The 13,674-nt window shown below is 52.9% G+C and carries 14 protein-coding genes; 6 read left to right on the forward strand and 8 right to left on the reverse strand.

From position 1 onward, the window contains the following. Positions 1 to 244 precede the first annotated feature (244 nt). Complete coding sequence (gene mnmA, locus D6783_05160) at positions 245 to 1,294, forward strand: tRNA 2-thiouridine(34) synthase MnmA (protein RME52337.1); 1,050 nt, start codon at positions 245 to 247, stop codon at positions 1,292 to 1,294. 23 nt (positions 1,295 to 1,317) lie between these two features. On the opposite strand, the gene sufC is transcribed toward mnmA, so the two are convergent. The 5 genes from sufC to sufB are packed head-to-tail and all read right to left on the reverse strand — an operon-like array spanning position 1,318 to position 6,320. Then, on the reverse strand, positions 1,318 to 2,070 hold the full coding sequence (gene sufC / locus D6783_05165; protein ID RME52324.1) for a Fe-S cluster assembly ATPase SufC: 753 nt from the start codon (positions 2,068 to 2,070) through the stop codon (positions 1,318 to 1,320). Between the two features lie 2 nt (positions 2,071 to 2,072). After that, positions 2,073 to 2,489 (reverse strand): iron-sulfur cluster assembly scaffold protein, encoded by a 417-nt coding sequence (locus tag D6783_05170; GenBank protein ID RME52325.1) that lies wholly within the window; start codon positions 2,487 to 2,489, stop codon positions 2,073 to 2,075. Next, complete coding sequence (locus D6783_05175; protein ID RME52326.1) at positions 2,486 to 3,694, reverse strand: cysteine desulfurase; 1,209 nt, start codon at positions 3,692 to 3,694, stop codon at positions 2,486 to 2,488. Before D6783_05175 ends, D6783_05170 begins: the two co-directional genes overlap by 4 nt. Further along, on the reverse strand, positions 3,691 to 4,920 hold the full coding sequence (locus tag D6783_05180) for a SufD family Fe-S cluster assembly protein (protein RME52327.1): 1,230 nt from the start codon (positions 4,918 to 4,920) through the stop codon (positions 3,691 to 3,693). The genes D6783_05175 and D6783_05180 overlap by 4 nt, the downstream gene beginning before the upstream one ends. Beyond that, positions 4,917 to 6,320 carry a Fe-S cluster assembly protein SufB gene (gene sufB, locus D6783_05185; protein ID RME52328.1) on the reverse strand — a complete coding sequence of 468 codons (1,404 nt, stop codon included), beginning with the start codon at positions 6,318 to 6,320 and terminating at the stop codon, positions 4,917 to 4,919. Before sufB ends, D6783_05180 begins: the two co-directional genes overlap by 4 nt. A gap of 156 nt (positions 6,321 to 6,476) precedes the next feature. Here sufB and D6783_05190 point away from each other — a divergent pair, with 156 nt between their 5' ends. Further along, positions 6,477 to 6,845, forward strand: a complete 369-nt coding sequence (locus D6783_05190) for a helix-turn-helix domain-containing protein (protein RME52329.1) — start codon at positions 6,477 to 6,479, stop codon at positions 6,843 to 6,845. 79 nt (positions 6,846 to 6,924) lie between these two features. After that, entirely contained in the window at positions 6,925 to 7,356 is a 432-nt protein-coding gene (locus tag D6783_05195; protein RME52330.1) for an archease, read from the forward strand. A gap of 75 nt (positions 7,357 to 7,431) precedes the next feature. Here the strand turns inward: D6783_05195 and D6783_05200 are convergent, their stop codons facing one another. Beyond that, complete coding sequence (locus tag D6783_05200; GenBank protein ID RME52331.1) at positions 7,432 to 8,304, reverse strand: hypothetical protein; 873 nt, start codon at positions 8,302 to 8,304, stop codon at positions 7,432 to 7,434. Positions 8,305 to 8,391: 87 nt separating this feature from the next. Further along, positions 8,392 to 9,720: a tRNA (N(6)-L-threonylcarbamoyladenosine(37)-C(2))-methylthiotransferase gene (locus tag D6783_05205; GenBank protein ID RME52332.1), complete on the reverse strand. Its 1,329-nt coding sequence runs from the start codon at positions 9,718 to 9,720 to the stop codon at positions 8,392 to 8,394. A gap of 218 nt (positions 9,721 to 9,938) precedes the next feature. On the opposite strand from D6783_05205, the gene D6783_05210 reads away from it, so the two are divergent. The 3 genes from D6783_05210 (at position 9,939) to D6783_05220 (ending at position 13,239) form a co-directional block, all read left to right on the forward strand. Further along, positions 9,939 to 10,643 carry a hypothetical protein gene (locus D6783_05210; protein ID RME52333.1) on the forward strand — a complete coding sequence of 235 codons (705 nt, stop codon included), beginning with the start codon at positions 9,939 to 9,941 and terminating at the stop codon, positions 10,641 to 10,643. Positions 10,644 to 10,725: 82 nt separating this feature from the next. Continuing rightward, complete coding sequence (locus D6783_05215; protein ID RME52334.1) at positions 10,726 to 12,024, forward strand: hypothetical protein; 1,299 nt, start codon at positions 10,726 to 10,728, stop codon at positions 12,022 to 12,024. A gap of 42 nt (positions 12,025 to 12,066) precedes the next feature. Next, complete coding sequence (locus tag D6783_05220; protein RME52335.1) at positions 12,067 to 13,239, forward strand: 4-demethylwyosine synthase TYW1; 1,173 nt, start codon at positions 12,067 to 12,069, stop codon at positions 13,237 to 13,239. Between the two features lie 87 nt (positions 13,240 to 13,326). On the opposite strand, the gene D6783_05225 is transcribed toward D6783_05220, so the two are convergent. Continuing rightward, positions 13,327 to 13,674, reverse strand: a 348-nt coding sequence (locus D6783_05225) for a DoxX family protein (protein ID RME52336.1), incomplete at its 5' end; no start/stop codon positions are given.

Consider the following 13,674-nt stretch of genomic DNA (forward strand, 5'->3'; position numbering starts at 1 on the left):
CCCCTCCAACTGAGCACGTCTTCACGCTTCTCCGCCAGAAAAAAAGAACCCCTTTATAAATGTTTCGTCATTATTCAGTAGTTATACTATTGTTTGTGCGGGGGTTGGGCTGAACAAACAGCAAGCCCCGACAACCACTCCAAAAAAAACCAACAAACAAAAAACAAGAGAATACGCCCGGGACGAAGGTAAAAACAGGAAACGTTTATCAACACCCGCACAAAACCCCTCACACGTGAGCATCATGCGCATAGCCCTCCTCCTCTCCGGCGGTGTCGACTCATCCGTAGCCTGCGCTCTCCTCAAAGAAGCAGGGCACGACGTTCACGCATTCTACCTCAAATTCTGGCTCGAAGACGAACTCGCCCACCTCTCCGACTGCCCCTGGGAAGAAGACCTCCAATACGCACACGCCGTATGCAAACACCTCAGCGTGCCCCTCAAAATCCTAAACATCCAACACGCCTACTGGGAATGCGTCGTCAAAGACGTGCTCGAACAAATTCGCCAAGGCCTCACCCCCAACCCTGACATCCTCTGCAACGAACGCATGAAACTCGGCATGTTCCTGCGCCTCGTGGGAAGGCTCGCCGACAAAGTCGCAACAGGCCATTACGCACAAACCAAACAAAAAGAAGGCATGTACACACTCATCCGATCACCCGACCCGGTCAAAGACCAAACATACTTCCTTGCCACACTCACCCAACAACAGCTCAGCAAAACCCTCTTCCCCATCGGCCACCTCACAAAAGCAGACGTCCGTAAATTCGCTGCAGAACGCAACCTCCCAACCAAGAACAGAAAGGACAGCCAAGGCATCTGCTTCCTCGGCCGCATCAAGTTCAAAGCATTCATCAAGCACCACCTCGGAGAGCAAGAAGGACCCATCATCGAATACGAAACCGGCACCACACTAGGAACCCACAAGGGACACTGGTTCTACACAGCAGGCCAGCGCGAAGGACTCGGACTCGGCCACGGTCCGTGGTACGTCGTCAAAAAAAACCCTTCCACGAACACCATCTACGTCTCCCGCCACTACAGCCTCCTCGACAAAGAACGACGCGTCTTCACCACCACCCAGCTGCACTGGATCTCAGGAACACCCCCACGCCAACAACAGCTCCTCGTCAAGCTCCGACACGGGCCGAAACTCAACACGTGCACCATCACACTCACAAAAGGCGGCGCCAAAATCGCCCTGAAAGAGAAAGACCAAGGCATCAGCCCCGGACAATACGCGGTCTTCTACGACAACGACGAATGCATTGGCTGCGGCATCATTACCTAAAAAAAAAAATTTTTTTACAAGAATCAAGAGCCACCACGCCCCTCCTCAAGCCACGCATAGCCTTTTTCTTCCAAGTGATCGGCCAAAGAACCATCCCCTTCCTGAACAACCTTTCCATCCTTCAAAATGAATATCCTATCAGGCCTGCAATGATCCAAGAGCCGCTTGTAATGCGTGATAATAAGCACAGCCTTGTCCGATGACAAGAACGTGTTCACACCCTTCGCGACTACTTTGAGCGCGTCAATATCCAAACCGGAATCGATCTCGTCAAGAATAGCAAGCTTCGGATCCAACACGAGCAACTGGAGAAGCTCGAACTTCTTCTTCTCCCCGCCACTAAAACCCTCATTCAGGTTCCGATCCAAGAACGACTCTGGAATGCCCAACGCGCTCGCCGCGGCCACCAACTGCTTCCTAAAACGAATGAAAGGAACACGCCCGCCCCCTCTCGCCTGAAGCGCTGCACGAAGCATGTTCGTCACAGAAACACCTTCCACTGCAACCGGATGTTGAAAACTCAAAAAAATTCCTTTGCGAGAACGCTCATGCACTGACAGGCCCAGCAACGACGTTCCTTCAAAGAGCACATCTCCCTTTGTGATCTCGTAGCGAGGATGCCCCATGAGCGCGTAAGCAAGCGAACTCTTCCCACTCCCGTTCGGCCCCATAAGAACGTGCACCTTCCCCCTCTCCAACGAGAGCGAAACGCCTTTCACCACCTCCTTTCCTTCAACACGCACATGCACATCCTTCAATGCTAGCAAAGCCACCATCCTCATTCACCCTCCCTTCTCTCCGCTGTTCCTTCTTGCTTCACCGCTCCCTTAAGCGCTTCTAACGGCAACAAAGCACATTTCAACCGCACAGGACCGAGCTTAACCCCTAAGAGCTCCTGCACATCATGAGCAGTCAGCCCCAACACGTCTTCCACCCGCTTCCCCTTCACGTCTTCAGTCAGGAGCGAAGAAGACGCAACACATAATGCACACCCGTGCCCCTCCCACTTCGCATCCTGAACAACGCCTTCCTCCACTCGCAAAGCAACAGCGACATCATCGCCGCAGAGAGGATTATCCGCGCGGCGCGCATGCGTCGCGCCTGGCAACGTTCCTTTGTTGAGCGGGTGTTTAAACAAGTCAATAATCTGCTCCCGATACACCCCAGCCTCTCCGACCTCATCGCTCACACTCATCCCAACACCCTCCTCGCTTTGTCCACAGCAGCTGCAAGCCGCTCCACTTCTTCAGGAATTGTATAGACTGAAAAGCTCGCGCGCACCGTGCCGAGAACGCCGAGCCGCCCCATCAACGGCATGGCGCAGTGATGCCCCCCCCTTACCAAGACTCCTTCACTGGCCAAAATCGCTGCAACGTCGTGAGGATGCACGCCATCGAGACTGAAAGAAACAATACCTGCGCACGCATCCGCCGGAGGACCAAAAACGCGCACTCCTGGAATGCTTGTGAGCAGCTCCCTCGCCTTAGCCACTAACTCCTTCTCGTACGCAATAACGCCTTTCCTATCCAACGAACGCAAAAACAACACAGCCTCAGCCAAGCCGAGAACGCCGGCAACGTGGGGCGTTCCCGCCTCGAAACGATGCGGGATCTTTGCCCACTCTGCATCGTTGTACGTCACGCGAGTAATCATTTCCCCACCGGTCAAGAACGGTTCCATTTGTTCAAGCAACGCTTCTCGGCCGAACAACACACCCACTCCTGTCGGTCCAAACATCTTATGAGCGCTGCACACGAAAAAATCACAACCAAGCGCCTTCACATCAATCTCCAAGCAAGCCGCACTCTGTGCACCATCAACAATACTCACCGCGCCACGACGCCTAGCAAGTGCTGCAAGCTCCTTCACCGGATTGATGGTCCCGAGCACATTGCTACAATGCACAAAGGCAACCGCTCCGGTTTCACTATCAATCTTTCGCTTTGCATCGGCCAAGTCAAGCGTAAAATCATCCTTCATCTTGATAAAGCGCAACTCAAGCCCGTCACGCTTCGCCCTCTGCTGCCAAGGGATGAGATTCGCATGGTGCTCCATCTCCGTGAGAACGATGTTCTTTTTCCCCTCCATGCGCAAGCAATAACTCAACAGGTTCAACGCTTCAGTCGCGTTTTTCGTAAAGACAATCTCGTGGCTTCGCGCACCTAGAAACTGTGCAACCAACTCCCTCGCCCCCTCATACCTTTGCGTAGCACGCTCACTCAAAGGGTAGAGCCCGCGATGAACATTCGCGTTCTCCTCTTCGTAAAACAAGCGAACCCGCTCAATGACCGATCTTGGTTTCTGGGACGTCGCGGCAGTATCCAAGTACGCCGCGCGCAAATTTCCAATAAGCGGGAACAACTCCCGCACCTTCCTGGCGTCGAGAGCCGAAAAACTCATACTCCCCCCTCCAATACCGCCTCCAAGCGCGAATCCAACTCCTCCGCTACGCGCTCGGGCTGGGCGCAACACGCAAAAGAATCAAGAACGGGCTTGAAATATCCTTTAATTAAAAGTTTTGATGCCTCCTTTCGTGAAAGCCCCCTGCTCCTGAGATAAAACAGTTGCTCCTCGTCAAGCTGGCCAATCCCGGTTGCATGACTGCACGCGACCTCATTATTTCGTATCTCCAAATCAGGAACTGCGAATGCCTCGGCACCATCACTGAGTAAAAGAATATCTTGCTTCTGCCGACCATCAGCTCCCGTGGCCCCCTCACCTATCCCTATAAGCCCTCTGCTCAACCCTCTTGCCCGACCACTCAATACGCCGCGTGCCACGATGTTCGCCTTCGTACCAGGAGCTTCATGCATAACGCGAGCGCCAACATCCCTTCGCTCATCACCCCCTCCCAGAAAGAGCGTGGTGAGGAACGCTTGCGCACCCTTCCCAGCAAGCTTCACCTCGCAATCGCTTCGCACAAAGCCACCGCCAAAAACAAACTCAGAAATCGCCAACCGACTTTTTTCCTGTGCAACCCCCAGCGTCTTGCTACGAGCGTACGAACCAGAACCCATCCGCTGCAATGTTGCAACGCCGACACAATCTTGCTCCTTTGCAAGCACTATCACTTCTTGGCTAAGATACCCTTTCCCTTCCAGCGTAAACTGAACATTTGCCGTGCTTTCACCGCTTGCTACAATGAGATGCGTGCAAAAGAGCGCGTCCGAACCCGTTCGAACAGAGACACTCACCGGCTTGCCACAACGCCTCCCCTCCGGCAAGACGAGCACGTGCACGTCACTCGCATACGCAAGGTGAAAAAGGTCAAACGGATCGCTTCGCGTATTCAGCGCGTTCATCACCTCCTCTCTCACACTGGAAGGAACCTCTTGCAAGGAACGCCCGCGAAACGATAACACACCTTCTCCCGCCTCAACACGAATGGCGCTGGAAGGATTCGGGACCACCTCCAACGCCCGGTGAGGATCCTTTTTGGGCGTGACAACGATACCCAAGCCCCTCCGGTACGAAATCCTTGGCGGCCCCGCAAGGTTCGCAAACGCACGGCGGCGCACATCCAGCAACCAAGCAGGCTCCCCCATTTCCTCCGCTCTTGCTCTCAGGAATGAAGAAAACACGTCTTCACTGCAAAGCCTTGGTGCAACACTCACTTCAAACATCATCCCAACGACCCCTCCATCTCCAATTCAATCAGCCTATTAAGCTCGACAGCGTACTCGAGCGGCAGCGCCTTGATGACCGGATCAATAAAGCCAGAAACAACCATACGCGTAGCTTCCTCCTCATCCAACCCCCTGCTCATGAGGTAAAACAATGTTTGCTCATCAATACGACCAACTTTTGCCTCGTGCGCCACCGTTGCTGAACGCGCCTTCACATCCATAGCCGGGTACGTGTTGCTCACACTTACGTCATCAACCATGAGGGCGTCGCACTCAACACTCGCCTTGGCACGCTCTGCGCCCTTGGCGATGTGCAGCAACCCCCTATACGACGTGACTCCCCCTCCCTTACTCATGCTCTTACTCACCGTCGTACTGCTCGTGTTCTTCCCAATGTGCAAAATCTTCGCTCCGGTATCTTGATTCTGCCCAGGACCTGCAAACGCAATCCCCAAAAAATCGCTCTTGCTCTCGTCGCCTGCCAGAACGCTGCACGGGTAGAGCATCGTGACGCCAGAGCCCATATTGCCATTCACCCACTCAATGACACCCCGCTCATGCACCAATGCGCGCTTGGTGTTCAAATTATAGGTGTTCTTACTCCAATTCTCAATGCTGCTATACCTGGCCCGAGCCCCCCGAAGAACATGAATCTCAACACATCCCGCGTGCAACGAGCTCTCCATGTACTGAGGAGCGCTACAACCCTCAATGTAGTGACACTCAGCATCTTCGTCAACAATGATCAGGGTGTGCTCAAACTGCCCGCCCCTCCTCGCATTCATCCTAAAATACGCTTGCAAGGGCGTTCTCAATTTCACACCTTTCGGGACGTAAATGAACGTGCCACCACTCCACACAGCAGCATGAAGCGCGGCAAATTTATGCAACCGGATGGGAACGCACGTGGTCATGAAATACTGCTTCACCATCTCAGGATACTGCTTCACCGCCTCGTCACAATCTAAGAAGACAACGCCTTGCGCTTCCCACTCCTTCTTTAGCTTGTGATACACAACTTCTGACTCGTACTGCGCACCCACCCCTGCGAGGGCCTTGCGCTCCGCCTGCGGAATTCCAAGTTTTTCAAACGTTCGCTTAATCTCTCCAGGCACCTCCTCCCACGACGTGCTGTCCTTCTTTGCGTCCGGCCGGATGAAGTAATGAATCGCATCAAGATCCAGGCCTTGCAAGCTCGGCCCCCACGAGGGCATCTTCAGCTCGTAAAACGCTTTCAGCCCCTCAAGGCGCTTTTGAAGCATCCATGCCGGTTCGCCCTTCGACGCTGAAATCTCCCGCACGAGCTCCTCAGAAATTCCTGGTTTGGCAACGTAGCGAACCTTTCCTTTGTCCGGTGTATCAAACCGTTCTCGTGAAACATCAACAACCATTCTTAACAATGGTTAAGAACAAGGCGTTTATAAGCGTTTCTCAAAACACGCCAAAGGAAACTGCTAAAAAAAACACTCAAAAAAAGCAAAAAAAACAAAACAAACGAAGAAAAAAAAGCGGAAGAAGAAAACACTTAAAAACAAAATTCGCTTAACGATAGTTTAATGCCACACACCATGCCTCAAGAAGTTGACGTCTGGCTCCTCCTCCCCGCCATACGAAAAAACGTCGCCAAAGCACTTCTCGACCACTACGGCTGCTCCCAAAAAGAAGCTGCACGCCTCCTCGGCCTCACCGAGGCAGCAATCTCCCAATACCTCAAAGGAAAACGGGGAGGCGAAGTCACCTTTACCAAAAAAGAACTGGCAGAGATCAAGAAAACTGCAGGCCTCATCCACGCGAAACCATCCACGGCAATAGAAGCGCTCTACCACCTCTCCCTTGCGCTTCGAGGGTCAAAAGCGGTCTGCACCGCCCACCGAAGGCAAGACCGAACCCTCCCGCGCAACTGCACCCTCTGCAAAAACGCATAAGGGACCCCCCGCCCTTCACCCCGCGCACAAACCACGCCGTACACAAACGTTCTTAAAACACCATCAACACCTCACCACCATGACATCGACCAACAAGCCGTATGAATTCCTCGATCACACGGCAGACGTGAAGTTTCGCGCCTACGGAAAAACCCTTGAAGAAGCGTTCGCCAACGCAGCCAAAGCGCTCTTTAGCGTCATCACGGACATCAACAACGTCAAGCCAAAATACATCAAGCGCGTCGGCGTCAAGAGCACACGGCTACGCTCCCTCCTCTACGACTTCCTCGAAGAACTCGTCACGCTTCAAGACACAGAAGGATTTCTTCTTCACGACGTCGAGAGCCTGCACATAGACAAAGACCACCTCCATCTTTCCGCGGCGCTGGCGGGCGACACCTACCAAGGCCAGTACGACATCGCCTGCCACATCAAAGCAGTCACGTACTCCGACATGGAAATTAAAAAAGAAGGAAACACGTGGGTAGTTCAAGTCGTGCCGGACATCTAACGAAGCCGCTCGCTCGTGGCGAGAACACCACACACGCACCTCCCTTACCTTTCCGTGCACGCTCCTCTCGCTCCGTTAAGGCGAGCGCACTGTGAAGTTAATCTTTCTCAAATACGGCGACCAAGAAAAGACCAGCTCAGGGATGCCGTCGTTGTCAACATCCAGAGGAAGTTGTTCTCCTTCGTAAATTTTTCCACTGGAAAACACCGGCGTCCTCTGTTCATAAAGAAGGTACTTCTTTCCTTGAACGTAGTCGTCAATCACGTTGCGAAAATAAAGCGTGACGTTCCCCAACGGCTCGCTCCCCTTTGATGGCCTGATAACCACCTCCAACGTGTCGCTCGGGCGAGCGAAAGGCAAGGTTTTTGTTCCCTCCGTCCCCAGCGACCCCTCCCACTCATCCAAGGCAATATTGAACACGTAATAACTCCCTTTTGTAGCATAAATGTAGCGAGGCTCCTCCTCTTCTTGCACGGCAACCGTGAACGACCGCTGCCTTGTTTCAACAACGCCGCCGCCGATCTTTTCGCAGCGAACCTTCCACGTATACGTCCCGTTACGCAAATGCATGCCAAACGAGTTCGTCACCTTATTCCCTATCCGAAACGTCTTCACCGCCTCGCCATCAATGACTAAGGTGCACGACGCTATTGCCCGAGGATCCTGCAGGAAATAAATAAAGTCTTGCTGCTCCCTCGTGAGAAGCGCGCCATCAGCCGGCTCTTCCACCACGATTTCAGACGCTTCCCTCCCCGTCTCAACCTCTTCCTCGCCTTGTTCCTTCCCGTCCTCCTCTAAAAAAGACCCGTTCGTCCCCTCCGTTGCGTTCCCCTCAAACGACGTCACGTTCTCGGAAAGCGCCGGCGTGGTGCTCGCCGATTGACGAACACATCCTTGCAGAGAAACGAGCACAGAAAAAGAAAGCAAAGCCGCCACTGCGAACACCACAGAACATCTCAGCAAAGCCATCACCCCCCACCACGCCTTCATTTTTTATAAACTTTTTTAATGCGTACCTTTCAACCCCCTCCTCTCCTAATCAGCGCCTATCACGCGCCCGCGTACATCAAAGGAAGATACTTCCTCGACACGCACACGCTTCCTTTTGCCAAGCAACTCCTCCCCGCCACGGACCACGACCTGCTTATACGCGTCATTCCTCCCTATCACCGTCCCTTCCTTGCCCTTTTCCGTAAAGAGTACTCCGCCTTCCCACCCCATCCATTGTTTATTATTCTCCAGTGCGATGCGCTGAAAAAGCGAGGTGAGCTCGCCGGACCTTCGTTTCACTTCCCAACCCGGCAAGGGGCGTAAGCGGGCAGCAGGTGTTCCGGGCCTTGGCCAAAAGCGAGAAATGTTCACCACGTCAGGCCGGACCTCGTGCACGAGCGAAAGCGTTTCCTCAAAATCCTCTCTTGTTTCTCCAGGATAACCGCAAATAATATCCGTCGCGATGGTTATCCTCGGAAACACTTTGCGAAAAGCAGCAACGACGCGCGTAAAGTCGTCCACCGTGTGACCCCTGCGCATTGCCCTAACAACGCGTTCTGACCCTGCCTGAACCGGGACGTGCAAGAACTTGTAGACGCGCTCATCCCGAAACGCGGAAATAAGTTCGTCAATCATCCCTTTGCAATGCTCCGGATTCGCCATGCCCACCCTGATTTTAAACTTGCGAGGAATGGTCAAGACCGCGCGCAAGAGCTCTGCGAGAGAAGACCCTTTGTCCTTCCCGTACGCGCCGCAATCCTGCGATGTGAGCCACACTTCCCTTGCCCCTTCAGCGACTGCCCCGCTCACGCGCCGAACAACCGCGTCTACCGGGTAGGAGCGAAGCGCCCCGCGGGCGTGCTTGGTCTTGCAAAACGCGCACGCAGAAAGACAGCCCTGAGCAATGGGAACTACTTCTACAAAACGATTTCTTCGCACCGACGGCAGCGAGAGCCTCTCCGCCTCTTCTCGCCTTCCAAGGAAGGTGAGGGCCTTCCCCTCAAGGCGGGCGCGTGCGGCCTCGGCAACCTTGTCCAGCTGACCAGGGCCGAGGCGAGCGTACTCCGTGAACGAAGCAGGGTCTGCCTGCGGAACGCATCCTGCAAGCACCACCTTGGCGGGATCAAGCCTTGAGAGGATACGACGAAGCGCCGCCTCGGTCGGGCCCTTCACTGTGCACGTGTTCACCACAACCACATCTGCTTCGCTCGGGTCATCAATGAGGAAAAACCCCTCTCGTTCAAGCACGCCAGCCATTGCTTCAGAGTCGCTCTGGTTCGCGCTACACCCTTGCGTAAGAATAGAAACCGACGCCATTCTCCCCTCCACACTTCCTCGTTCGACCACGCCTCCTTCGCCTGTGAAATACTTCATCCTCCTTCTCTTTCTTCGGAATCATTGTGGACTATTGTGAAAAAGTCAATTATTGCGGAATTATTGACGTATTAAAAAACCTTCTCACCTGCTCGTGCAATGCCTGCACTAACCGTTCCAAGCCACTGCACTCCTCAGATGACTTGTATCTTACTTGTATCTTATTTGACGAAAGCGTTAACGAAAGAGTTAAAATACTCGTTCGACTCACTCCTCGCATGCATCCTTCAAGGCCGCCTCTGAAAAGGCGCTATGACGTGCGAATACGCTGGGGACCCGCAACACTGCTCTTTTTAGCTGCCGCGATTGGCAGCGCACCTGCAAGCAACAGGTACCAGCTCGAATCAACACCCGACCCGGGCGTGAGAAAAGCTCCCAAACACGTTCAAGAACAAGCCTATCACCTCGCCGAGGACGTTCTCAGGGAAGGGGCGGAGCTACGCTTTCTTCCTGACGGCGGCCTCGAAGAGGTCGCGTGCCAAGAGTTTTACCAGGACTCGGCACAGACGGACCCGGAGGAGCAAGGCACGCAGTCCCACGCAAGAATGCAAAAGCGCTTCTTTCGGGTCACGGTGCGAAACACCCTCCAAAGCCAGCACGACCGCTTCTATCCTGACACCCTCACTATTGAAGGAACCATTAACGCTCTCCACATTCTCCTTCGCGACGCAGGAGTGGACGGCAACTGCGACTTGGGAAGCGTGAGTAATCACAACAATCACAACACCTATCGATTTGGCGATGATCGCCGGTACGGGAGGGGTGTGTGGGGAGAAACATCACGCAAGCAGTTCCAAGACCTCTACGAATACACGTTGAACAAGATCGTTTCAGAGAATTTCAAGCGAAGAAAATGTGCAAGCTACCAGAACATCCCCTCCAAATACCTGATTTCTAAAAAGAACAAGGTTTTAGAGCGCTGAAGAGAGCACGATTACGTCATCGCGGGGCGCCACCCCCACCAACACATTCTATTGCCACTCTTCAATAGTAAACTTTATATATTTGTTGGTTTTGCCGAGAACGACAAAAAGAACTCGTGCGCCCAGCACACAACGAAAAGAAACCATGAGAACTCTCTCCACCACCGTAAGAACCATTGGAAAAGCACTGTACACCGCGGCAGCAATCACCGCCGCCGCGGCAACCGCCGCGCCCGGCACGTACGCAGCAGGCAACACAAAAACCATTTTCGACGCCTTATTTGGCAGCAGAAGCGAATACACCCACACCAGCAGAGCACAACCACCCACCGAAAGAACGAAGGTGACCGTTACCAGGTGCACCAACAACAACGTCGACAAAAGCGAGTACAAACTTACACAAAACTACTGCATCATTTTTAGCAACGGCCACGAGAACACAGAACACGCTCAAAAAAGAACCGCACAAACCAACGGCAAAGCCAACAAAAACAAGAGCATTGACACTCTCGTTGGTGAACACTCCCCGACGCCACAAGGAAACAACCACCAAAGCAGAAACCTGCAAAAACACCAAGTAAGCAACCCGCACTACCCCTTAACACCCCAACAAACGAACAAAAACCAACAAGAAGAAACAACTCCTGCAAACCAAGAACCAACCCAAGCAGCCGAACACGACTACCTCAAAACACTTCTTCAATCACCACAAGACCCATTCATCGCCCTCTACGAAGAAAAATTAGTCAAGCGATGCCAAGCGCTCAAGGACGAATATGACCTCAACAGCCGCGACTGGTCCTGGCGAGAAGACCTCGTGCCGAAGAACACACAAACAGGACGCGAATTTCACACCGCGCTCGAAAACCATCTTCAAGGACTACAAAAGGCAGTGAAGGAGTGCAACACCGCCCTGGACACCTTCCCCGACTACGTCCAAGGCCTCGTCAGGGAAAGCAAAGCACGACTTAAAAAACGAGAACAAGAGAACAAAGACAAGTTCGACTCCTTCCTCAAAAAACACGTCGACATCCACCTCCTCGAAAACATACTCGTTGCAAACAAAATCTTTGTCGCGAAAGACTTTACGCCAGACACTGTTTGCATAAGTAACGGAGCACTGAACCTGCCTGCCGTCAGGACAGCGTGCGAGAACTATCAAAACACTATGAAACGAGAACAGGAAAGAGAAGAAAACAACATAAAAAGAAACATGGACGATTTTGTCAACCAAGAATTCCCAACCTGCGGAACCTGTCTTCAAGAACCTCTCGAGAAGCTCTACAACAAAGCGCGAGAAAAAGAGAAAACAGAAAGAGCCAACACAACAGAAAACAAAGAAAAAACAGAAAAAACCGACACAACAGAAAACAAGCACTAAGCACAAACGTTTTAATACCCTGCTTTTTCTCCCACGGTCGCAATGCTTACCGACCAAGCCAAAAAGCACCTTGAAAAACAAGCCTACCGCATCGTCGGAAGCCACAGCGCTGTCAAAACATGCGGGTGGACGAAGAAAATGATACGCGGCGAGGGAGGGTGCTACAAACTCAAGTTCTACGGCATTATGAGCCACCAATGCATGCAAATGACAACCAGCATCAGCTGCGCCAACCGATGCACATTCTGCTGGCGCGGATACAAAGCACCGGTCAGCAAAGACTGGCAATGGCGCGTGGACGACCCCGGCACCATCATAAAAGAAAGCAAAAAAGCCCACCACGACCTCCTCGTCGGCTTCAAAGGAAGCCCTACCGCGAACAAAACCACCTACCACCAATCCAACACAATAAAGCACGTCGCGCTCTCCCTCACCGGCGAGCCCATCATCTACCCCAAAATCAACGAAGCCATCGCGCTCTTCCACAACGAAGGCATCAGCACCTTCCTCGTCACCAACGCACAGTACTGGAAAGAAATAGAAGAACTCGCCCCGGTCACACAACTCTACCTGAGCATCGACGCCCCCAACAAAGAACTCCTCAAAAAAATCGACAAACCCCTCTTCGACGACTACTACGAGCGCATGCTCAAAAGCCTCGACGCCCTCGCCAAAAAAAAGCACCGCACCTGCATACGCCTCACCCTCATCAAAAACATGAACATGACCGAGCCAGAAAACTACGCAGCACTCATCAAACGAGGAGACCCCGACTTCATCGAATGCAAAGCCTACATGTTCATCGGCGCCTCGCGCCAACGACTCACCCTCGCCAACATGCCCTACCACGAAGAAGTCGTCGGTTTTTCGCAAACACTGCTCAACCACCTCCCCAACTACGACATCGTCTCCGAACACATCCCCTCGCGCGTCGTCCTCCTCGCCAAGAAAACCTTCAAGAAAGAAGACGGATGGCACACGTGGATCGACTTTAAACGATTCACTCAACTCGCAACAAGTGGCAAACCATTCACAACCCACGATTACCTCCGCAAAACGCCCACCGCAACGGGAATCTCAGGAAGAGGAACACCGAAAAATCCTGAGCCGGACAAAGTAACGGTTGTAAAAGAAGAGGGCGTTTCCATCAACGAAGGAACGCAAGAAACCACCTTCTGGCAAGACGTCCCTGAAGACGACGACAACCTCATATAACCCAACGCGCGGCCAACCCTGAAAAGAAAAAAGCAGAAGAACAGACAAAGAAAAAAAGAAGAAAGAAGAAAAAAAAGTTTTCGCTACCTAATTCTCAGGCTTGAATGCCAACTTCCCAGGGCCTGCAAACGCAGTCGTGAGCAGTGCAGCAAAGAGAGAAAGCGACAATGCCACGCCGGACGCAACAATATTCCACGAGCCGAAGTAGCCTGGCAAGTGCACCTTCAACAGGGCAACGAGCATGACCAAGGCCAAAACAAAACTCGCCACGCGCGAGAAGAGGCCAATAATCAAGAGCACGCCGCCGATGAGCTCAATCCAGCCGACCAAGGGGCCGAAAAAACCTGGAAATCCCATCTTCATAAAGGCGCTTGAGGCTCCTTGCATATTCATCACCTTGCCCAAGCCCGCAAGCAAAAACACAAGCCCGACAAC

It is taken from the genome of Candidatus Woesearchaeota archaeon, assembly GCA_003694805.1.
In the GTDB taxonomy this organism is placed as follows: Archaea; Nanobdellota; Nanobdellia; order Woesearchaeales; family J110; genus J110.